Origin of the sequence: Gilliamella sp. B3172 (assembly GCF_026536465.1) — a bacterium.
In the GTDB taxonomy this organism is placed as follows: domain Bacteria; phylum Pseudomonadota; class Gammaproteobacteria; order Enterobacterales; family Orbaceae; genus Gilliamella.
This window is the reverse complement of the sequence record NZ_JAFNOA010000003.1, coordinates 239,697-260,797: the sequence shown is the minus strand read 5'-3', so window position 1 is coordinate 260,797 and position 21,101 is coordinate 239,697. Positions and strand designations below refer to the sequence as shown.

Genomic DNA, 21,101 nt, shown 5'->3' with positions numbered 1-21,101 from the left:
CTAGTCTTTATTGCCACTTCTGAACGCACGTTTACGATCATTTTCAGTTAAATGACGTTTACGTAAGCGAATTGATAATGGTGTAACTTCAACTAATTCATCATCATCAATAAACTCTAACGCTTGCTCTAATGACATTTTAACCGGTGGAGATAACGTGGTTGCCTCATCAGTACCCGATGCTCGCATATTGGTTAGTTTTTTACCGGTTAAACAGTTAACGGTTAAGTCGTTTGAACGGGTATGAATACCAATAATTTGACCTTCATAAACTTCAGCACCATGACCAAGGAATAATTTACCACGATCTTGTAAACTGTATAAAGCATAAGCTAACGCTTTACCTGTACCATTAGAAATCATCACACCGTTATTACGTTGACCAATTTCACCCGGACGCACATCATCATAATGACTAAATGTAGAGTAAAGTAAACCTGTACCCGACGTCATTGTCATAAATTCTGTTCTAAAGCCAATCAAACCACGGCTAGGAATCACATAATCTAAACGCACACGGCCTTTACCGTCAGGCAGCATATTGGTTAAATCGCCTTTACGTAAGCCAAGCGCTTCCATTACTGAGCCTTGATGTTGCTCTTCAATATCAAGCGTCACTTGTTCAAATGGCTCTTGTTTTTTACCATCAATCTCACGATAAATAACTTTAGGACGTGAAACCCCAAGTTCATAACCTTCACGACGCATATTCTCGATTAACACCGACAAATGCAATTCACCACGACCAGACACTCTAAACGCATCAGGATCAGGAGTTTCTTCAACACGAAGTGCTACGTTATGTACCAATTCTTTATTTAAACGTTCAAGAATTTGACGTGAAGTAACATACTTACCTTCTTTACCGGCAAAAGGTGAACTGTTTACATTAAAGAACATGGTGACCGTTGGTTCATCAACGCTCAATGCCGGTAATGCTTCAACACAACTATTGTCACAAATTGTGTCAGAAATGCCTAATTCACCAAGCCCGGTCAAGGCAATAATATCACCCGCTTCAGCTTCTTGCGCTTCATAACGCTGTAAGCCTAAATGACCTAATACTTGACCCACTTTTCCGGTGCGTTTGTTACCTTCACTATCAACGATAGTAACTTGCTGATTAGGTTTAACTCGACCACGTTTAATACGACCAATACCAATAACACCAACATAATTGTTATAATCAAGTTGTGAAATTTGCATTTGGAATGGACCATCTAAATCAACTTTAGGGGGTTCAACATATTTAACAATCGCTTCAAACAATGGCGTCATATCTTCAGCCATATGCTCGTGATCTAAACCAGCAATACCCATTAAAGCAGATGCATAAACAATTGGAAAATCTAATTGTTCATCAGTTGCACCTAGATTGACAAATAAGTCGAATACTTGATCGACAACCCAATCCGGGCGAGCACCTGGTCGGTCAACTTTGTTAATAACGACAATTGGTTTTAAACCATGAGCAAACGCTTTTTGCGTAACAAAACGTGTTTGTGGCATTGGTCCGTCCATTGCATCAACCAGCAAAAGAACAGAGTCAACCATTGACATAACACGTTCAACTTCACCACCGAAATCGGCATGTCCCGGAGTGTCAACAATATTGATACGGTAACCATTCCAGTCGATAGCTGTATTTTTAGCTAAAATGGTAATACCACGCTCTTTTTCAAGCGCATTAGAATCCATTATTCGTTCATTGTCATCGCCACGCAAATTATCTAGCGTGCCTGATTGTTTTAATAACTTATCAACCAAAGTCGTTTTACCATGGTCAACGTGAGCAATAATGGCTATATTTCTTAAATTTTCAATCACAATTAAAATCCCAATTAGGAGATAGATTCTTTAGGCGCAATATTGTACACCTTTTTATTAAAAATGTTGATCTATATCACAAAATTTCTTGAAAAGAACTTTATAACACAATAACTAAAGGAAAATCTTAAATTTAGCGTTTAAGATCTTTAAGACAAAGTACATGTTTTAATATAAAACTGCTGAGCAAATTCATTAACCTGATCCCAATTGGTATATTCAATGATTTCCTTAGTCACATCGGTATCCCCTTTACCTAACCACATAATAAAGCGAATCATATTACGATCAAACCAATTATATTTAGGATAATAAAGCGCACCGGCAAAAACGGCTGTAATAGTTGGCTTCCAAGCAATTTTGGCTAAAAACTTTTTAGTATATAAATTGGTTTCCGGCGTATTTTTATTTGGCTTTCTAGCCACCACATTCACCCCAAAAAAACCTGATTTAATTTTGTTTAATTGTTGATAATTTTCATCAATAAACTTCTTCATCACTTTACTGTAAAAACCATATCGAATCGAACAGCCTAACAACACTGCTTGATATTGGCTTAGGTCAATTTTGCTATCTGATTTTAACTCAATAAGATCACAATCACATTTCCCTTCGAGTTGTGCTTTAATTCGTTGCATGATTTTAAGTGTTTGTTTTTCGTGTGTGGTATAGAGTAATAAAACTTTTATAATGCTGTTCATAACGATGCTTCCTTTTAATAAACACTTAGTTAATTGCACGATAACTTTTTTTATGAGAAAAATTAATTCATTCGGGATGATTTCATACCAAACTTTGATTATAGTATTAAACTATTTTCAACCAGACCGGAACTGATTATGGCAATTTCACCTCCAAAACTTAGTGCTATTATTTTGGCGGCAGGAAAAGGCACACGGATGTATTCTAACCTACCTAAAGTATTACATACAATCGGCGCTAAGCCGATGTTACAACATGTTATCGACACAGTACAACAACTTAATATCAATCATATTAATATTGTCTATGGGCATGGTAAAACACAGCTTGAAGATGCCTTACAAAAGCAAGATTTACAACTGGTTTACCAAGCTGAGCAGCTCGGCACCGGACATGCGGTTTTACAAGCGATACCCAATATACAAGATGATGAAGATGTGTTGATTCTTTATGGCGATACCCCGTTAATTTCGGCAGCTACACTACAAAACTTAATTGCCAGTAAGCCTAAACAAGGTATCGCACTATTGACGGTAATACTTGATGATCCTACCGGCTATGGGCGCATTGAGCGACAAAACGGTAAAGTGGTTGCTATTGTCGAACAAAAAGATGCCACAAAGGAGCAGCAAAAAATTAATGAAGTCAACACAGGCATTATGGTAGTAACAGGAAAACTACTTAAAAATTGGTTATCCAGACTTACCAATAACAATGCACAAAATGAGTTCTATTTAACCGATATTATTGGCTTTGCTCATCAAGATGGCTATGAAATTCTCACATCTCATCCGACCGATCAGTTTGAAGTGGAAGGTGTGAATAATCGATTACAATTAGCAACATTAGAGCGCCATTATCAGCTTAAGCAAGCCCAAAACCTATTGCAAGCAGGCGTCACGTTAAAAGATCCAAGTCGCTTCGATTTACGAGGCACGCTTACTCATGGTAAAGATGTCATTATCGACTGCAATGTCATCATTGAAGGAGACGTTAAATTAGGCAATAACGTGACAATTGGTGCCGGCTCAATTTTAAAAAATTGCACCATAGATGATAATTGCGATATCAGCCCTTATAGCATCATTGACAACGCTAACATCGCTCAGCATTGTACAGTTGGACCTTTCGCCAGATTAAGACCCGGTTCCACCCTTGACGAGCAAGCCCATGTAGGAAACTTTGTCGAACTGAAAAAAGCGCATTTAGGTAAAGGCACTAAAGCAGGCCACTTAACTTATCTGGGCGATAGTGAAATTGGTGATAATGTCAATATTGGCGCAGGTACAATTACCTGTAATTATGACGGCGCCAATAAATTTAAAACGATTATTGAAGATGATGTTTTCGTTGGATCTGACAGCCAATTGATTGCCCCGGTGAAAATTGGCAAAGGCGCAACCATAGCTGCCGGAACGACGGTAACAAGCGATGTAAACGAAAACGAGTTAGTCGTAAGCCGGGTTAAACAAAAACAACTTGCTGGTTGGAAAAGACCGTCTAAGTTATCGAACGAGGAATAAACAATGTGTGGAATTGTTGGCGCCATTGCCAAACGTGATGTTGCAGAAATTCTATTAGAAGGATTAAAACGACTTGAGTATCGTGGTTATGATTCAGCAGGACTTGCAATTATTTCCCCGGCAGGCGAGTTACAACGCATTCGACGTGTTGGTAAAGTGCAAGCACTAAAAGATGCCGTCGAACAGCATCCTATTAAAGGTGCCACCGGTATTGCCCACACACGCTGGGCAACCCATGGAGAACCGGCCGAACACAATGCCCATCCACATGTATCTGATTTTATCGCTGTTGTACATAATGGCATTATTGAAAACTTTGAGCCACTACGTGAACAGTTAATTGCTAAAGGCTATCAGTTTCGTTCTGAAACAGACACCGAAGTGATTGCCCACCTAATTCATCACATTATTACCACTGAAGATTGCCCGTTATTAGAAGCCGTACAAAAAGCCATACCGCAACTAAGAGGCGCCTATGGTACGGTAATTATGGATACTCGCAATCCGGATATCCTTGTGGCTGCTCGCTCAGGTAGTCCATTGGTGATTGGTTATGGTGTGGGTGAAAATTTTATCGCCTCTGATCAACTTGCGCTTTTACCGGTTACTCGTCAATTTATCTATTTAGAAGAAGGCGATATTGCCCTTATTACTCACCGCACGGTCACAATTTTAGATAAAAATCATAATGAAGTTACCCGCCCTTGTATTGAGTCAGAAGCAAAATACGATGCGGGGAGTAAAGCGGGTTACAACCATTACATGCAAAAAGAGATCTACGAACAACCTAACGCCATAAAAAATACTTTGGAAGGACGCATGGCACATGGCGAAGTGGATTTATCAGAGCTAGGCGAAGAAGCGCAAGCAATCCTTAATCAAATTGAGCATGTGCAAATTGTTGCCTGTGGCACTGCTTATAACGCCGGAATGGTTGCCCGTTATTGGTTTGAAGCATTGGCCGGTATCCCGTGTGATGTCGAAATTGCCTCAGAATTTCGCTATCGCAAACCGGCTCGACGCAAAAACAGTTTATTTATCACCCTTTCTCAGTCGGGCGAAACAGCCGATACACTAGCAGCACTAAGACTTGCCAAAGAAAATAACTATCTATGCACTTTAGCGATTTGTAACGTCGCTGCCTCTACGCTAGTACGTGAAGCCGATTTAGTTTTGCTCACTAAAGCAGGAGTTGAAATTGGTGTAGCATCAACCAAAGCTTTTACTACGCAATTGACTGTATTACTGTTATTAGTGGCTAAATTGGGACGCTTAAATAACATGGCGCAAATCACTGAACAAGCGATTGTCCATGCCTTACAAACCTTACCTAATCGCATCGAACAAGTATTAATGGCGGAGCCTGAAATTAAAAAACTTGCTGAAAAGTTTGTTGATAAAAATCATGCACTATTTTTAGGTCGTGGGGATGAGTACCCAATTGCCATGGAAGCAGCGTTAAAACTTAAAGAGATCTCTTATATCCATGCCGAAGCTTATGCCGCTGGCGAACTTAAACATGGTCCTTTAGCGTTGATTGATGCCAATATGCCAGTCATTGTTATGGCACCGACCAATGAAATGCTGGAAAAATTAAAATCCAACATTGAAGAGGTGCGAGCACGTGGCGGTCAACTTTACGTTTTTGCAGAGCAAGACGCCGGTTTTGTCAGCGACGACACTATGCATATCATCAATTTACCTCATATCGAAGAGCTTACCGCACCAATCTACTACACGGTACCAACCCAATTACTGGCATATCACGTCGCCTTAATTAAAGGTACCGATGTCGATCAGCCAAGAAATTTAGCAAAATCGGTGACAGTAGAGTAAATTTCGCTATATAAAATGTGAGGACTGAGTGTATGGTTTTGATATCATCATCAAAACCAACGTTCTCACATTAAATCAATTAGATAAAGATGAAAAACTATTCTAAAGCTAGAATTGAATAACAAATTAGAAATTTTAAATCAAAAACCAAGTTTAAAAGGTTTAGCTACGAACACAAAACTACCATTATCTTATCAGGTTACTGAAACTTTATTTTTATATTTCAATTACACTAATACCATTGAGCAATATCTATCACCTGAGATTAAAGCAAAACATCTCCAAATACATGGCAAACAGGGCAATCTAGATAATCCGATTGTATTTGGATATGGCGATGAATTAGATAATTCATATTAGAATTAGAAAATAAAAATGATAATCGATATTTGAAATATTCAAAATCACTGCATTATTTATTGAATTCTAATGATAAAGATTTATTAACTTTTCTAAAGCAAGATATGTATCAAGTTTATATTTGGGGTCATTCTTGTGCCACCTAAGACCGTGTTTTATTAGAAACAATATTTGAACATGAAAATTGTGTAAGTATTAAACCATTTTTCTATAAATCAAATAATGGCACAGATAATTTTACGGATTTATGTACTAATATTAGTCGGAGTTTTACTAATAAACAGAAGTTTAGAGATGTAGTTGTTAATAAAAAATATTGCGAACCTTTATAGGTTAAATTATTAACTAGGTACAAAAATTCGAGTACCTAGTTTTTTCATCTATATTCTTTTTTATTATTAATATTCTAATTTTCGCGTAATAGTACCTAAATCAATATTACCATTTTTAATACATTGGCCTTTTGTCCAATCTCCATATTCATTATAATCAGAGAAAGAGCAAGTTATTGTCTTGTCTATTTTTGAATTGTTTTCATCTGAATAATTGGTTTGTATTGTTTCTTTTAGTTTATTGTCATCATCATAAATAAAATCTATTTTTCTATTGTTGGGTCGATTAGAGACATTTGCTTTAAAATCAATAGATTTTACTAAATTATTATTTGTATAGAAAAATTCAATTTTTGCCTTTGTGGTCATTCCTTCACCCATGGACATTACTAATCTTTTGAGTTCATCATAATTATAGCGATAATGGAAATTGAAACTATTTAATGATGACAATTCAATAATGTTTTCATCTTCATTGCGAGTTATCTTAATTTGAGTAAAAGGTTTATTATTTATATCCCATTTAAAAAGACCTTCAACATAATCATAAAACTGTACTGTTTTATATTTCTCGCTCTCACTAAAAATTATTAAACCATCACTATTAGATTTAATAATTAATTTTCCATCAACGAATCTCATGGCATCCATGTAATTAACAGTTGTATAAATTTCTTGTTGTTTTATTAACTTTGAATAAGGTGCTATTTCTGGTATATATAATCCGATGTAGCTGTTGTATACTTTTGTGTTTACTTCGGCATACGAATAATTACTAAGAATACATAGAACGAATAATATTAATTTTTTCATACCTACTTGTTTCCTATATCCATTATTTTTACGCTATAAATGATAGAGAATCTTTATTGATTATACACACAATTGATTAATTAAAATATTGTCATTTTGAAATGCGTTCAAAGTTGGCATAAATGTCAACTTATCTATAACTTGAAACAATAAAGATATGCTTGATTTTCTGTTTTGTACTCTTCTTTAGTAACGTACTGACTTAAACCAATTGGATCAATAATATCTTGTATGTCAGTTGTACCATCTAAAACTCTTTTCTTCCAAAACCTATCTCATAATCGTTTAAAGTAATCTTTATATTTTAGATTAATACTAATCATTAAATGATAGTGATAATATTGTTTTTCATTTGATTTTAAAAATGCTAAAAAGTTTATACTACCTTCACTAAGTTTATCGCTATGAAATCTAAAAAGATGAAAACAAATATTATTTAATCAATCAGTTATTGCTATTTGTATATGATATAACAAGTGTTCTTTATTTGATGCTAAGGTGAAAAATAAACAATTATTGACACCCTATAATGATTTGAAATCTTCAATCCATTTCAACGACATAAAATAACCCAATGAACACTGTGGATTCATTGGGTTATTTTAATATCTATTTTTTATCGTTTGTCGAATCGATTATGCTTTGTTTTTATCTTTTTTTCATGATGAAGAAATAAACAAATGCAATTAACATTGCAACAACATGAAAACCGACATAGAACGCATAAGTACCCACGCCTTCTTGACCTTGAGCGCCAGATGCGATTAATAATGATGGGGATAGAAATGCAGTACTGATTATATTAACCCCAAAAGTAATGCCGGAAATGGTAGGTTGTCCACGAAAACTAATTAATGCTAAAACACTACAACCCATAGCAATAAATAGCCCAACAATAGGAACAAAAATAGAAATGATAGCGAAAATTAACGCTACAATAGATAGTGCTTTCATTTTTACCTCAATGTAAAAGAATGATCCTTCATCGAATCCTTTATCAAATAATAACTTACTTTAGTAAGTGCTTTCCCAAAGCGTCGGTTATGATATCAAAATACAGATAAAAGTAAATTAAATTTGATATAAAAATCAGAGCATTAGTTATATTGTTTAGTTAATTTTTGTAAACAAGCGAATTATTTTTGTCAAGAAGTTTCAGAAAATGTATACGTTTAAGCAAAAAAATAATGTCATCTGATAGTATCATCCAAAATTACCTAATTAGCAGAAAATAAAATGTGTCATACATATTTAACTATTCTTGCTCAAGCATGTGATTGAAGTATTTAGAACGTTTTATTGCAAAAAATTGCGAAATAATTAAAACAGCAATGTATTTATCTTTTACTCATTTTTGATTGGCAGTAAAAGGAAGTAAAACTATATAAATTACGGATAACGCTTAAAATTAATTTAAGTTTGTGGCAAAACATGACCTTGTCTAAATCGCAAGCCCCCAGTTCAAACAACCAATAAATTTAGTAAAACTTACCTTAAAAGCAGTCTATCGCCACATTAGCGTGATCTCGATCACAAAAAATAAAAATACCCTACTCTTAGGTGTGTGATATTGGTCACATTTATCAATTATTTTTGATGAATCAGATAAGTGAATACTTCTACAATAACAGCATTATGATTATATCAATCAACAAGGAAAGATTAATTTATGAGTACCTCAAATATCAAATTAAAAGTCCAAAATTTCGGACGCTTTCTCAGTAATATGGTGATGCCAAACATCGGCGCATTTATTGCTTGGGGTTTTATTACAGCCATATTTTTATACAACGCCAAAGATTCTAGCGCAGGCGGATGGCTGCCTAACGAAGCGATTTCTACTTCATTCATTGGGCCGATGATTACCTACCTCCTTCCATTACTCATTGGTTATACCGGTGGTAAACTTGTCTATGGTGAGCGTGGAGGAGTGGTAGGCGCTATCACAACATTTGGTGTTATTGTCGGTGCATCAATTCCGATGTTTTTAGGTGCCATGATATCAGGACCATTAGGTGGCTGGACAATTAAAATCTTTGACAAAGCCGTAGAAGGCAAAGTCAAAAGTGGTTTTGAGATGCTGGTCAATAACTTTTCAGCGGGCATACTGGGCATGATTCTTGCGTTGATTGCTTTTTTCGCAATTGGCCCGTCGGTGACTTGGTTAACCGGTATATTGATTGTCGCAGTGCAATTTATGGTCGATCATGGTTTATTACCGCTTACCTCAATCCTTGTCGAGCCGGCAAAAGTACTATTTCTTAACAATGCCATTAATCACGGTGTATTTACCTCATTAGGCGTAACACAAGTTGCAGAAACCGGTAAATCAATCTTCTTCTTAATCGAAGCAAACCCGGGGCCGGGCTTAGGTTTATTGCTCGCTTACATGTTCTTTGGTAAAGGTGCGGCAAAAGGTTCAGCTAGTGGCGCAGCAATCATTCACTTCTTTGGCGGTATTCATGAAATTTACTTCCCATATGTGTTGATGAATCCTCGCTTAATCATTGCAGTTATTTTAGGTGGCATGACCGGTATCTTCACTTTAACCGTATTTGATGCCGGATTAACTGCGCCAGCTTCGCCGGGTTCAATATTTGCAGTGATGAGTATGGCAAAAGGGTCATATTTAGGTGTAACACTATCAGTTATTGCCGCAACAGCAGTATCATTTGTAGTTTCAGCAATTTTATTAAAAACCACAAAAAATAACGATAAAAGTTTTGAAGATGCTAAATCTGATGTCTCCATGATGAAAAATGAGGCAAAAGGCTCAGAAAATAAAACCTTTACCCTTACCGAGGTGAAAAAAATTATTGTCGCTTGTGATGCCGGCATGGGGTCAAGTGCAATGGGTGCTGGCGTATTACGTAAAAAAGTACAAGATGCTAACTTAGATATTAACGTCATTAATTTAGCCATTAACAATTTACCTAATGATGCTGATATCGTTATTACACACAAAGATCTCACTGAACGGGCAAAACAGTATGCGCCAGATGCACACCATATTTCTTTAACTAACTTTTTAGATAGTGACTTATACAGCCGATTGGTTGTTGAATTAACCGATGCGCAAACTAACCATTTATCCGATACCCAACAAAATCGCCAATCTGCTGTTGAAAACACACCACTATTTAAACTCACTGAAAAGAATATCTTTTTAGACCTAACGGCAAACAGTAAAGAAGAGGCGATTCGCTATGCCGGGCAAAAATTAGTCGATAATGGCTATGTTAAACCGGCTTATATTGAAGCAATGCTTGAACGTGAACGGTTAACCTCTACCTTTTTAGGTGAATCGATTGCCGTACCGCATGGCACGATTGAAGCAAAAGATGATGTTATTACAACCGGCATTGTATTTTGCCAGTATCCAGCAGGCGTACAATTTGGTGAGGAAGAACAAGATCAGGCAAGAATTGTTATTGGTATTGCAGCGCGTAATAACGAACATTTAGATGTTATCGCCAAACTCACTAATGCACTGGATGATCCAAAAATCATCGCACAACTTGCAACGACTTGTAACATCGAAGAAGTTTTAACAATACTGAGTTAACAAGCGTAAATATTACCCACATTTTGAAATCAGGATGTGGGTAATGAATAATAAAACAGTTAAATAATTAAAATTAAATAAGAAGGTCAATTATTATGCAAGCATTACATTTTGGCGCCGGGAACATTGGACGTGGTTTTATTGGCAAATTATTATCAGATGCGGGAATACATGTTACTTTTGCTGATGTCAATCAACAAGTTATCGACGAATTGGCAAAGCGCCATCAATATCCTGTCAATGTAGTTGGTGAAAACTCAACAATGGAAATTGTCCGCAATGTTGATGCAATTAACAGCACTTCCGATGAAGTGATAAATTACATTGCTAAAGTCGATCTAGTCACAACCGCCGTAGGTCCACAAATACTAGCTCGCATAGCGCCGACAGTAGCTAAAGGCATTATCGCAAGACATCAACAAGGTAATAACGCACCATTAAATATCATCGCATGTGAAAATATGGTTCGAGGTACCAGCCAATTTAAACAAGAAATTTTTAAAACAATACCCGACGATCTTCATCATTGGGTCAATAGCCATATTGGCTTTGTCGATTCTGCCGTCGATCGCATCGTGCCGCCTGCAACGTCAAAAACAGGTGATATATTAGAAGTCACCGTTGAAACTTTTTGCGAATGGATTGTCGATAAAAATCAATTTATTGGCCCTATTCCAGCAATCAAAGGCATGGAGCCTGTCGATAATTTAATGGCGTTTGTCGAACGCAAACTATTTACCCTCAATACCGGTCATGCCATTACAGCCTATTTAGGGTACTACCATAATATCGCCACAATTCGTGAAGCCATTTTAGTAGATCGAATTCGAGATGTAGTACGTGGCGCAATGGAAGAAAGCGGTCAAGTTTTAATCAAACGATATCAATTTGATCCAACCAAACATCAAGCTTATATCGAAAAGATTCTTACTCGATTTGAAAACCCGTACTTGCATGACGATACTGCCCGAGTAGGTCGCCAGCCAATGCGAAAATTAGCTACCGGTGACCGTTTAATTAAACCTTTATTGGGCACATTTGAGCATCAACTAACCAATAGCAATTTATTAATTGGTATTGCCGCTGCGCTCAATTATCGAAATCATGAAGACGAACAAGCCGTTGATTTAGCCAATCAAATTGCACAGCATGGCATTACGCAAGCTTTTTGTTCGATTTCTGGCATTGAAAACGATAATCCTATTGTTCCGCAAATTGAACAACTTTATACTGCTATGCAAAATCATCAATATTAAGCAAAGATGCCCGAATCGATATTAGCAGAAGACACGATACTTGAAAAACTCAATCAGCAAGCTGATATTTACAGCTTGCTGACGGTTGCAATTAAGCTCATTAACCAAAGTGTTAATCAATTAATTTTAACTGTTTTTCGTAAAGATACGCACGCCATTAAATTTGTTATCCCCACTTTAGTCGGCAAAAACGGCCCTCTTAATGATACTTCGGTTTGCTTAAAACTGCTTTATGCGCTGGGCATTATTACCCGTGAAGATTATGAAGATATCGAACTGCTGATAGCGATTTTAGATGAATTAGAACAAGACGATAAAAAATACACCTTTCTGGATGATGAAATATTAGGGCCGATTAGTTTACTCCATGATATGGTACTCCCCCCCAATTGGGCTGATCAGCATGAACAAGTAAAAGAACTGGGTATTGTCGATTCGTTAAAATCAACCATGTATCAACACCGCTATCAACAAATGATCCGTTCGGCTCTGATTATTGCCATTACCGATCTCACGCTTAGAATTGTAAATAAACAAAAAATCGATTATTTTGCCTAAAGCTTAATGAATCTATAATAAGTGCAGTGCAATTAACAGCAAAATAACGATAAAAACAGAACAGTTAAGCAACTGAGCCTATTTGATTGTCGTAAAAAAATGGTTAAATATCGGCTTTATTTCCCACTGCATTAATAAGTCGGTATAATGCCAGCAATTTTATTTTTAAGTGGATTATGCATGAAAGCACTATTTGCCAGCACATCGCGCGGGCTTGAAGAGTTATTAAAAAAAGAGTTAGAACACATCGGCGCTGCCAATTGTAAAATTGCTCAAGGCGGCGTCTATTTTGATGCTGATGAACAGACCTTATATCAATCGCTATTATGGTCACGCTTAGCATCACGCATCTTACTGCCGATTGCAGAGTTTGATATCTATAGTGATTTAGATCTTTACTCTTGCGTATTTAATATAAAATGGACCGATATTTTTGCTGTCGATAATTCATTTGTGATCAATTTCGTTGGTGTTAATGACTTTATTCGTAATAGCCAATATGGCGCATTAAAAATCAAAGATGCCATTGTTGATAACTTCTCTCGTCATACCGATTTAAGACCAAGTGTTGCAAAGCAAGATCCTGATATTCGTATTCATGCTTATTTGCATAAAAACCGAGTAACGCTATCATTAGATTTGAGTGGTAATAGCTTACACCAACGTGGTTATCGCCAGCAAACCGGTCAAGCTCCGCTGAAAGAAAACCTAGCGGCGGCGATTATTCAGCGTTCTGGCTGGCAAACCGACGAGCCGTTACTCGATCCGATGTGTGGTTCGGGCACCTTATTGATCGAGGCCGCCATGATTGCATCGAAAATCCCACCGGGTTTACATCGTAAACAATGGGGATTTTTTGCCTGGAAAGGATTTAATCCGACACTTTGGAACGACATACTTTTTACGGCCAAACATAATATTTGTAAATCAACAACGCCATTTATCGGCTACGATAACAACCCGGCAGTACTTGAGCGAGCAAAACAAAATGCATTACAAGCTGGCGTTGCTGACTTAATCACCTTTGCCTTGCAAGATGTGACACAATTAACCAACCCGTTACCGAATACAACAAACGGGATGATTATTAGTAATCCGCCTTATGGCGAACGTTTAGAGAGCGAACCGGCACTGATTGCTTTACATTCAGCCTTAGGACAACAAATAAAACAAAACTTTGCCGGCTGGAGGCTGTCACTTTTTAGCGGCGCACCCCAATTGTTAGATTGCCTACAAATGCGTGCAGATAAACAGTTCAAAGCCAAAAATGGTCCGTTAGACTGTGTGCAAAAAAATTATGCTATTGCTAAACGTGATAACGCCGAATCGACGCCAGTACAAACCATTGCGGCAAGTGATTTTGCCAATCGCTTACGCAAAAACAGGCAAAAACTTGAAAAATGGGCTTCGCTTGAACAACTTGAATGTTATCGACTTTACGATGCTGATCTGCCCGAATACAATGTTGCAATCGACCGTTATAAAGATAAAGTTGTCATTCAAGAGTACGCAGCACCGAAAAATATCGATCCTCAAAAAACACGGCAGCGCCTATTTGATATCATTAACGCCACGATGTCAGTGCTTGAATTGACAGCGGATCAACTTATCTTAAAAACACGGGAAAAACAAAAAGGCAAACAACAGTATCAAAAATTGGGGCAAAAACAGGACTACTTCTTAGTTCATGAATATCCTATCGGCGGGCGTAAAACCCAATTTTGGGTTAATGTGACCGATTACTTAGATACCGGGCTGTTTTTAGATCATCGTTTAGCGCGTAAAATGATTGGCGAAATGAGCGCAGGCAAAGACTTTTTAAACCTGTTTGCTTATACCGGCACGGCAACTGTTTATGCCGGTCTTGGCGGGGCAAAAACCACCACGACTGTCGACATGTCGAGAACCTATTTACAATGGGCGGATCGCAATTTAAAGCAAAATGGTTTAACCGGCAAAAAACACCGATTAATTCAAGCTGACTGCCTACTTTATTTAGCCCAAAGTGAGGATCAATTTGACTTAATATTTATCGATCCACCGACATTTTCAAACTCAAAACGCATGGACAATACCTTTGATGTTCAGCGGGATCACTTAAAATTAATGGCAGATCTAAAACGTTTATTAAGACCTAATGGCACAATTATTTTTTCAAATAATAAGCGTGGTTTTAAAATGGATGCTGAAGGTATGCAAAAGCTAGGGCTGACTTATCAAGATATTACCAACAAAACGCTCTCATTAGATTTTAAGCGTAACAAACAGATACACTGCTGTTTTATTGTTAAACATCAATAGTCTGCAACGTTATTAAAAAACATCACTGTAACAAAGAGGGGGGATGATTTAATCACTCCCCTGCTTTATAGCTTAAAACGCATTGTTGACAATCGCTATCTTACCACCAGCACCGAGGTTTGAGCGCCACGCACCACCCCCGAGGCATTGGAGCCGAGTAAGTGGGTTGTGATATTTGGGCGTCTTGAGCCTAAGATGATAAGATCAGGCTTAATTTCATTGGCCAACGATAAAATTTCATCTCTAGGATTGCCAAAAGCGATCGAAAAAGATAAATTTTCCTGTGGTAAATTAATCGATTCCATTAATTTATGTAAGTATTGCTCAGTCTGAACGGTAGCTTTATCTTTAAACTCATCAAAACCAAAGGAGTAAGCATTGACGATAGCCGAAGCAACCGGCAAAGCATGAAAAAAGATCACTTGAGCATTAGCTAGTTTTGCTAAGCGCTCAACATGCGGAATAACTTTTTTAGTTAAATCCTCTTCGGTGATATCAATTGGCACCAAAATTTTATTGTACATAATACTCCCCCCAACTCGATAGATGTAAACTTGAATCATTAACCTGCGTTAACGCTTTTACTCAACTATTATGCTACTAGTTTAGGATTGATACACCCAATATTTTATATTGTCATATGCTCAATTAACCTATAATGATATCCTAAAATTAATTGAGAAAATTGAAATAAGTTTTTATTCATTATATGACGGAGATCAAAATGCACAGTATTATTTATCGTTCAGATGTTAAGCCAACACTTGAACAAACCCAAATACTTTATCAAAACTGTTCATTAGGTGAACGTCGACCAATTGACGATGCAAAGCGTTTTCAAGCTATGTTAGATAATGCAAATCTCATTATCACCGCATGGCATGAAAAGCAATTAGTCGGTATCGCCCGTTGTTTAACCGATTTTGTCTATATCACTTATTTAGCCGATCTCGCCGTTGATAAAAATTATCAAAAACAGGGAATTGGCAAACAATTAATTCATCATATTAAGCAAAATACCGACAAGCAGTGTTCAATAACCTTACTGGCCGCGCCTTCGGCAGTTGATTATTATGGTCACATAGGGTTTAATGCTCACCCTTCAGCTTGGATATTAAATAAGAAGCCTTAACATGAAAATCATATTAGCCTCAACTTCACTATCACGTAAGAAAGTACTGGAAAAGTTAGCGATACCCTTTGAGTGTGTTCCGCCAGTTTGTGATGAAACCCCGCTACCGGGTGAATCGGCAGAGCAATTGGTTGTACGACTAGCAAAGCTTAAAGCTCAATCATTAGTTGCAAAGTATCCCAATAGTTTAATTATTGGTTCTGATCAAGTGGGTGTGCTTAATGATCAAATTGTGGGTAAGCCTCACACGGTTGAAAACGCTCGTATACAATTGAAAAAAAGCAGTGGCAACACTTTTTATTTTTTTACCGGCATGACAGTAATTGATACCCAATCGATGCAATCAACCACTATTTGCGAACCATTTAAAGTCACTTTTCGACAATTAACTGATGCCGAAATTGATGCTTACATTGCTAAAGAGATGCCTTTGCAATGTGCAGGTAGTTTTAAATGTGATGAACTGGGTATTACCCTGTTTGACAAGCTCGAAGGCAATGATATTAATTCGCTTATTGGTTTACCTCTGATAACATTGAATAAAATCATGATAAAAATGGGGCATAACCCGCTTTTAATCGCCTAAGTCAGTGTTTACTTAACCATTAAACTGACTTATTTGATTAGTCAATTAAGCGACCTGATGACATTTTCACAATTTTTTGGCTATAGCTTGCCACATCATTATCATGGGTAACAATTAATAAAGCCGTACCTTGCTGATGAATATCTGACAAAAGTTGCATAATTTCAGTGGCGCTCTCTTCATCCAAATCGCTTGTCGGTTCATCAGCGATAATGATTTTGGGCTGACAAATCAGTGCACGTAATATGGCAATGCGCCGCATCTCTCCACCTGACATATTTGCCGGATAAGCATTTTGTAAATCAGCGACTTTCGCTTTTTCCAGCAATTGTTTAGCTATATTTAATGTGCTTTGATTTGGGCGCTTAGTCAGATAAAAGGGTAATCGAATATTTTCCAGCGCAGTTAAATTAGGGAGCAAACTACTCCCTTGCGGAACATAACCAATATGCTGATTACGAAAAGCAGATACTTGCTGATCATTAAGCTCAAACAAATTAGTGCCATTGATGATAATTTTGCCTTGAGTTGGGGTCAGTAAGCCTGCAATCATATTAAGTAGTGTGGTTTTGCCACTGCCTGATTTACCCATAATACAGATAAAATCATTTTCAGCCATTGAAAAACTAACATTATTCACTGCCGAAAAAGTTTGCTCACCTCGTTGATAATCTTTGCGTAAATTTTTGATATCTAATAGCATTTATTCACCCTCTCGCAGCGTGCGATATGTATCAAATTTAGTCATGGATAAAGCTGAATAGATACTTGAAAATGGTCCAATTATTAATGTTAAAACAAACACCACGCTAGCATAAATTAAGACATCTAATAATCCGATATTAACACAAGGAAGCCCTATTGATTGGCAGATCAATAAACTAAAGGCATATAGCAATACGCCAGCAATCACTATTCCAGCAATTCCACCTAATGCACAAATAATTAGTGATTCACGTAATAACATTTTCACTAAATCACGACGTGAAGCGCCTAAAATCCGTAAAATACTAATTTCCCGTTTACGTTCGTTTAGTGATGAAGAGAAGATAACGAAGATCACAATAATTGCCAGTACCCAAAATAGAGCAGATAAACTATAAACAATTGTTGAGAAGCTATTTAGATATTTAGCAATATTACTTAACATCCCTTTAGTCATCACAAAATCAAGGTTATAGTCAATAGCAAATTTGGGCATAATTTGATTGACCACATCTTTCGGTGAATAATTTGGATCGACTTTGATAAAAATAGATGAAGCATAGTTATTAAAGTGTTCAACATCACCCTCGATTAATTTGGCGTCTCTCATTAATGCTTGCGCTGCTGACATAGTCATAAAAACTGAAGTATCAAACCCCATTCCGGTGCTATCCATTTTCGCCGCAATTTTGAATGGATGATTAAAAAACCTGATTTCATCGCCCACTTCGGATGTGATTTTAGCCCCTACCACTACTTTATTATCGCTCAGTGGCTGAGATAATTGGGTTTGAAGCCAAGGCTTAATCACAAAATCACTATGCTGATCAAAGCCAATTAATTGCACTTTGGAGCTACAACAGCCGGCATTTAACGAGGCAATAAAAAGTTGAGGCGAAATGGCATCAATTCCTTTGATATTCTTAATTTTATCAATCAAATCAACTTTAAGATAAAAACTACTCGGCTCACCACGCAACAGCGCCACTTCAAGATTTTTTTCATAACCATGTGGCACAATCAAAATATCAGCCCCTAAGCGATTGCCCATACCGGCAATGCCCAAGCTTAGGTTTTTCATCAGCACACTACCACCAAATAGCGTTGCAGAAAAAAGCATAATGATGATAATCAAACAACAACTACGAAACGGCCGCCGTTGAATATTTCGCCATGCTAAACTAGCTATGGTAATAGGTTTTTCTTGCATGTTTTAATTCCAGTCATTCATTGATTTGTTTTACTTATCTGTCTTAAGAAAAATAAACTCAAAGTTTCTTAAGTTACATCCAATTTCTTTTGGTCATTTTATTTAAACTAACAATATTGATAATAGCTACAATAAATAACACTAATGACAGTAACACTAACGCTGGTTTTGCGCCGATATTGCATCGCATCATTTCATTACCGCAAACACCGATTAAAACAGTTGGAATTGCGCCTGCTAATATCGCAATGCAAGCTAAAGCCAAGCTTAATCCCATTCGGATAAATACGGTGCGAGAAAATAGCATCAAAAAACCGATAGCCATAACCAAAGCGCCCACACCTAGTTCGGCTTTGGCAGTCCAAAAACATTTCATTATCTTGCCACCACTGCTATGCATATGCCCTGCATTAGCCGCTTCACTGGCCATAGTATCAGCCGGCATTGATGCCACTTCGGGGAGTGGGCAAACGGGTAAAATATAAAGGGGGAATAAGATAATCATTGATCCGAGAAACATAAAACAGAATGATGAAAGCATACGATTTTTCATTTTACTAACCTTTCTTAATTATTAATTACTTGTGCAACTTTGCCATGCTCAAGTACAACAGTTGTTTGTGCATGTTTAGATACTTCGGGCGAATGGGTTACGACAATAATGGTGCTGCCCTCTTCGTGTAATTGATGTAATAAGTTCATGACCATGGCTTCATTACTTTCATCTAAATTACCGGTTGGTTCATCAGCTAAAATTAACTTTGGATAGTTTATCAAGGCTCGAGCAATGCAAACACGTTGCTGTTCACCACCAGATAACTGACGTGGTAAATGTTTAGCTCGAGCGGCAAGCCCAACTCTCTCAAGGGCTTGTAAGGCTTCTTTTTCATCGACCATGCTGTGGTAATATTGGGCAACCATCACATTTTCTAACGCAGTTAAATAGGACACTAAATGGAATTGTTGAAAGATCAATCCAATTTTATCGCGACGAATTTCAGTCAACTGCGGTAAAGAGAGCTGAGTTATATCTTGCCCATCTAAAATCACTGATCCTAACGACGGTTTATCCATACAGCCGATAATATTCATTAACGTCGTTTTGCCACTCCCTGACGGTCCCATAATCGATAACCATTTACCTTCCTCAACGGTTAAATTCACCTCTGATAAGGCATGAAGTGATCCATAAATCTTTGATACATTATTGACTTGAAGTATATTCATTCTTTACATCCTATTCGCCACGTAAAACTAATGCCGGCTCCACTTCGAGCGCTCGTTTTACCGGAATTAAACACGCAATGACTGTCACAATAGCTGATACCACAACTGTCGTTGGGATAAGGTAAAATTCAACATTAATAGTGCGCCCAAAAACATTGGTACTAATGACCTGTGCAAAGATCAGTCCACAAATCACACCAATAATCCCCCCCAAAACACCTAAAATTAGCCCTTCAGCAAGAAACTCTTTGGCAATGCTTCGATTATTCGCCCCGATTGCTTTTTTTAGCCCGATCTCTTTGCGTCGTTCCATTACAACGGTCATCATGGTGGTTGCGACACATATCATCGTTAACATTAATACCACAAACGTCACCAGATAAAGTAAGGAAGAAAGCTTACCTAATACTGAGGACTCCGATTGTGTTACCCATTTAATTAGATGCGGCTCAATACTATCGGACTGCTTTTTTATTATCTCAATATCGTGTTTTAGTTCATCTTGAGTGGCGGTAATACTTACTTCAACCACCTCAGCTTGATCGCTTTCTTCAAGAAACTGCTCTAAATCATGCAAAGCAATAAAAATAAAACTGTCTTCTGAGCGACCTGTTTTAACAATACCGGTAATAGTTAAATCTTCATCAAAGCGGGCATTTTGTTTCGATTTACCTGTGACAGGCATCGTGCTACCAATGGTCAATTTTGCAAAATTAGCGATATCGGTTCCGATCAAAATTTCATTTGGATGCTCAGGAAGTTTCCCTTCAATTTGCCAATAAGGGCTGGTTTTAATAACCTGCTTAAAGTCAGTCCCAACAATGGTATAGGGGTGTTGATTACTGCGTATTGCGTCATAGCGAAATGGGGTAACGCCAAGTAGCTTATCTTGCGGTAACAGTTTAACGACTTTAGTCACATCCGCCATTGACATAGTCGATTGGTTATTGGCGGGCATTAAGAGCATATTGGCGCCGTAAGAACGGAACTCTTGCCCCATTTGCCGTGGTATATCATAACAAAGCGTTACCATACCCAGTAACACCGTTGCGCCAATAGCCACACCAAGTAAAGCAATTGCCATTCGAGAACGCCGACGAATAAGGGAACTGACAAGCGTTTTTATAATAAATCGTTGATTTTTATTTATCATGATCTTTGCCTTTTC

Annotated in this window: 19 protein-coding genes; 9 read left to right on the top strand and 10 right to left on the bottom strand. The window is 37.3% G+C overall.

Going from position 1 to position 21,101, the window contains the following annotated elements; genetic code table 11:
- Both typA and hemG read right to left on the bottom strand, forming a co-directional pair.
- A complete protein-coding gene (gene typA, locus J3U37_RS05865) occupies positions 1-1,827 on the bottom strand; it encodes a translational GTPase TypA (protein WP_220219065.1) in 1,827 nt (608 codons plus the stop codon).
- Positions 1,828-1,976: 149 nt separating this feature from the next.
- Positions 1,977-2,528: a menaquinone-dependent protoporphyrinogen IX dehydrogenase gene (gene hemG / locus J3U37_RS05860; RefSeq protein ID WP_220219064.1), complete on the bottom strand. Its 552-nt coding sequence runs from the start codon at positions 2,526-2,528 to the stop codon at positions 1,977-1,979.
- A 138-nt stretch (positions 2,529-2,666) separates the two neighbouring features.
- Between hemG and glmU the strand changes: the two genes are divergently transcribed.
- The 3 genes from glmU to J3U37_RS12140 all read left to right on the top strand — a co-directional run bounded on the left by glmU (position 2,667) and on the right by J3U37_RS12140 (position 6,248).
- Complete coding sequence (glmU, locus tag J3U37_RS05855) at positions 2,667-4,052, top strand: bifunctional UDP-N-acetylglucosamine diphosphorylase/glucosamine-1-phosphate N-acetyltransferase GlmU (protein WP_267328582.1); 1,386 nt, start codon at positions 2,667-2,669, stop codon at positions 4,050-4,052.
- 3 nt (positions 4,053-4,055) lie between these two features.
- Positions 4,056-5,888, top strand: a complete 1,833-nt coding sequence (gene glmS / locus J3U37_RS05850) for a glutamine--fructose-6-phosphate transaminase (isomerizing) (protein ID WP_267373773.1) — start codon at positions 4,056-4,058, stop codon at positions 5,886-5,888.
- Between the two features lie 114 nt (positions 5,889-6,002).
- Complete coding sequence (locus tag J3U37_RS12140; RefSeq protein WP_416379987.1) at positions 6,003-6,248, top strand: AbiH family protein; 246 nt, start codon at positions 6,003-6,005, stop codon at positions 6,246-6,248.
- 398 nt (positions 6,249-6,646) lie between these two features.
- Here J3U37_RS12140 and J3U37_RS05845 read toward each other — a convergent pair whose 3' ends face one another.
- The gene (locus tag J3U37_RS05845; RefSeq protein ID WP_267373770.1) at positions 6,647-7,393 is read right to left on the bottom strand and encodes a hypothetical protein; all 747 of its coding nucleotides are present in this window, start codon (positions 7,391-7,393) and stop codon (positions 6,647-6,649) included.
- Positions 7,394-8,041: 648 nt separating this feature from the next.
- Positions 8,042-8,347: a hypothetical protein gene (locus tag J3U37_RS05840; RefSeq protein ID WP_220219058.1), complete on the bottom strand. Its 306-nt coding sequence runs from the start codon at positions 8,345-8,347 to the stop codon at positions 8,042-8,044.
- A gap of 715 nt (positions 8,348-9,062) precedes the next feature.
- On the opposite strand from J3U37_RS05840, the gene J3U37_RS05835 reads away from it, so the two are divergent.
- The 4 genes from J3U37_RS05835 to rlmKL all read left to right on the top strand — a co-directional run bounded on the left by J3U37_RS05835 (position 9,063) and on the right by rlmKL (position 15,073).
- Positions 9,063-10,958, top strand: coding sequence for a PTS mannitol transporter subunit IICBA (locus J3U37_RS05835; RefSeq protein ID WP_267373768.1), 1,896 nt, complete (start codon positions 9,063-9,065; stop codon positions 10,956-10,958).
- A 95-nt stretch (positions 10,959-11,053) separates the two neighbouring features.
- A complete protein-coding gene (locus tag J3U37_RS05830; RefSeq protein ID WP_267373766.1) occupies positions 11,054-12,214 on the top strand; it encodes a mannitol-1-phosphate 5-dehydrogenase in 1,161 nt (386 codons plus the stop codon).
- Between the two features lie 6 nt (positions 12,215-12,220).
- Positions 12,221-12,772 carry an MltR family transcriptional regulator gene (locus J3U37_RS05825; RefSeq protein WP_267373764.1) on the top strand — a complete coding sequence of 184 codons (552 nt, stop codon included), beginning with the start codon at positions 12,221-12,223 and terminating at the stop codon, positions 12,770-12,772.
- 180 nt (positions 12,773-12,952) lie between these two features.
- Positions 12,953-15,073 (top strand): bifunctional 23S rRNA (guanine(2069)-N(7))-methyltransferase RlmK/23S rRNA (guanine(2445)-N(2))-methyltransferase RlmL, encoded by a 2,121-nt coding sequence (gene rlmKL, locus J3U37_RS05820; protein ID WP_267335450.1) that lies wholly within the window; start codon positions 12,953-12,955, stop codon positions 15,071-15,073.
- A 95-nt stretch (positions 15,074-15,168) separates the two neighbouring features.
- Here the strand turns inward: rlmKL and J3U37_RS05815 are convergent, their stop codons facing one another.
- Complete coding sequence (locus J3U37_RS05815; protein WP_220219053.1) at positions 15,169-15,597, bottom strand: universal stress protein; 429 nt, start codon at positions 15,595-15,597, stop codon at positions 15,169-15,171.
- 200 nt (positions 15,598-15,797) lie between these two features.
- Between J3U37_RS05815 and J3U37_RS05810 the strand changes: the two genes are divergently transcribed.
- Positions 15,798-16,205 (top strand): GNAT family N-acetyltransferase, encoded by a 408-nt coding sequence (locus J3U37_RS05810; RefSeq protein WP_267328590.1) that lies wholly within the window; start codon positions 15,798-15,800, stop codon positions 16,203-16,205.
- Between the two features lies 1 nt (position 16,206).
- Positions 16,207-16,791 carry a Maf family protein gene (locus J3U37_RS05805; protein ID WP_267373761.1) on the top strand — a complete coding sequence of 195 codons (585 nt, stop codon included), beginning with the start codon at positions 16,207-16,209 and terminating at the stop codon, positions 16,789-16,791.
- 37 nt (positions 16,792-16,828) lie between these two features.
- Here the strand turns inward: J3U37_RS05805 and J3U37_RS05800 are convergent, their stop codons facing one another.
- The 5 genes from J3U37_RS05800 to J3U37_RS05780 form a co-directional block, all read right to left on the bottom strand.
- Complete coding sequence (locus J3U37_RS05800) at positions 16,829-17,494, bottom strand: ABC transporter ATP-binding protein (protein ID WP_267373759.1); 666 nt, start codon at positions 17,492-17,494, stop codon at positions 16,829-16,831.
- The gene (locus J3U37_RS05795) at positions 17,495-18,706 is read right to left on the bottom strand and encodes an ABC transporter permease (RefSeq protein WP_267373756.1); all 1,212 of its coding nucleotides are present in this window, start codon (positions 18,704-18,706) and stop codon (positions 17,495-17,497) included.
- Between the two features lie 73 nt (positions 18,707-18,779).
- Positions 18,780-19,259: a DUF4418 family protein gene (locus J3U37_RS05790; protein ID WP_267373753.1), complete on the bottom strand. Its 480-nt coding sequence runs from the start codon at positions 19,257-19,259 to the stop codon at positions 18,780-18,782.
- A 14-nt stretch (positions 19,260-19,273) separates the two neighbouring features.
- On the bottom strand, positions 19,274-19,933 hold the full coding sequence (locus J3U37_RS05785; protein WP_267328594.1) for an ABC transporter ATP-binding protein: 660 nt from the start codon (positions 19,931-19,933) through the stop codon (positions 19,274-19,276).
- A 10-nt stretch (positions 19,934-19,943) separates the two neighbouring features.
- Entirely contained in the window at positions 19,944-21,086 is a 1,143-nt protein-coding gene (locus J3U37_RS05780; protein ID WP_220219046.1) for an ABC transporter permease, read from the bottom strand.
- Positions 21,087-21,101 lie beyond the last annotated feature (15 nt).

Excerpts from the sequence above, each read along its gene's own strand:
- J3U37_RS05840 (WP_220219058.1), bottom strand. The coding sequence starts at position 8,347 with ATGAAAGCACTATCTATTGTAGCGTTAATTTTCGCTATCATTTCTATT.
- J3U37_RS05780 (WP_220219046.1), bottom strand. The coding sequence starts at position 21,086 with ATGATAAATAAAAATCAACGATTTATTATAAAAACGCTTGTCAGTTCC.
- J3U37_RS05785 (WP_267328594.1), bottom strand. The coding sequence starts at position 19,933 with ATGAATATACTTCAAGTCAATAATGTATCAAAGATTTATGGATCACTT.
- J3U37_RS05830 (WP_267373766.1), top strand. The coding sequence starts at position 11,054 with ATGCAAGCATTACATTTTGGCGCCGGGAACATTGGACGTGGTTTTATT.
- rlmKL (WP_267335450.1), top strand. The coding sequence starts at position 12,953 with ATGAAAGCACTATTTGCCAGCACATCGCGCGGGCTTGAAGAGTTATTA.
- J3U37_RS05825 (WP_267373764.1), top strand. The coding sequence starts at position 12,221 with ATGCCCGAATCGATATTAGCAGAAGACACGATACTTGAAAAACTCAAT.
- glmU (WP_267328582.1), top strand. The coding sequence starts at position 2,667 with ATGGCAATTTCACCTCCAAAACTTAGTGCTATTATTTTGGCGGCAGGA.
- J3U37_RS05805 (WP_267373761.1), top strand. The coding sequence starts at position 16,207 with ATGAAAATCATATTAGCCTCAACTTCACTATCACGTAAGAAAGTACTG.
- glmS (WP_267373773.1), top strand. The coding sequence starts at position 4,056 with ATGTGTGGAATTGTTGGCGCCATTGCCAAACGTGATGTTGCAGAAATT.
- J3U37_RS05815 (WP_220219053.1), bottom strand. The coding sequence starts at position 15,597 with ATGTACAATAAAATTTTGGTGCCAATTGATATCACCGAAGAGGATTTA.
- hemG (WP_220219064.1), bottom strand. The coding sequence starts at position 2,528 with ATGAACAGCATTATAAAAGTTTTATTACTCTATACCACACACGAAAAA.
- J3U37_RS05835 (WP_267373768.1), top strand. The coding sequence starts at position 9,063 with ATGAGTACCTCAAATATCAAATTAAAAGTCCAAAATTTCGGACGCTTT.
- J3U37_RS05810 (WP_267328590.1), top strand. The coding sequence starts at position 15,798 with ATGCACAGTATTATTTATCGTTCAGATGTTAAGCCAACACTTGAACAA.
- J3U37_RS05790 (WP_267373753.1), bottom strand. The coding sequence starts at position 19,259 with ATGAAAAATCGTATGCTTTCATCATTCTGTTTTATGTTTCTCGGATCA.
- J3U37_RS05845 (WP_267373770.1), bottom strand. The coding sequence starts at position 7,393 with ATGAAAAAATTAATATTATTCGTTCTATGTATTCTTAGTAATTATTCG.
- J3U37_RS05800 (WP_267373759.1), bottom strand. The coding sequence starts at position 17,494 with ATGCTATTAGATATCAAAAATTTACGCAAAGATTATCAACGAGGTGAG.
- J3U37_RS05795 (WP_267373756.1), bottom strand. The coding sequence starts at position 18,706 with ATGCAAGAAAAACCTATTACCATAGCTAGTTTAGCATGGCGAAATATT.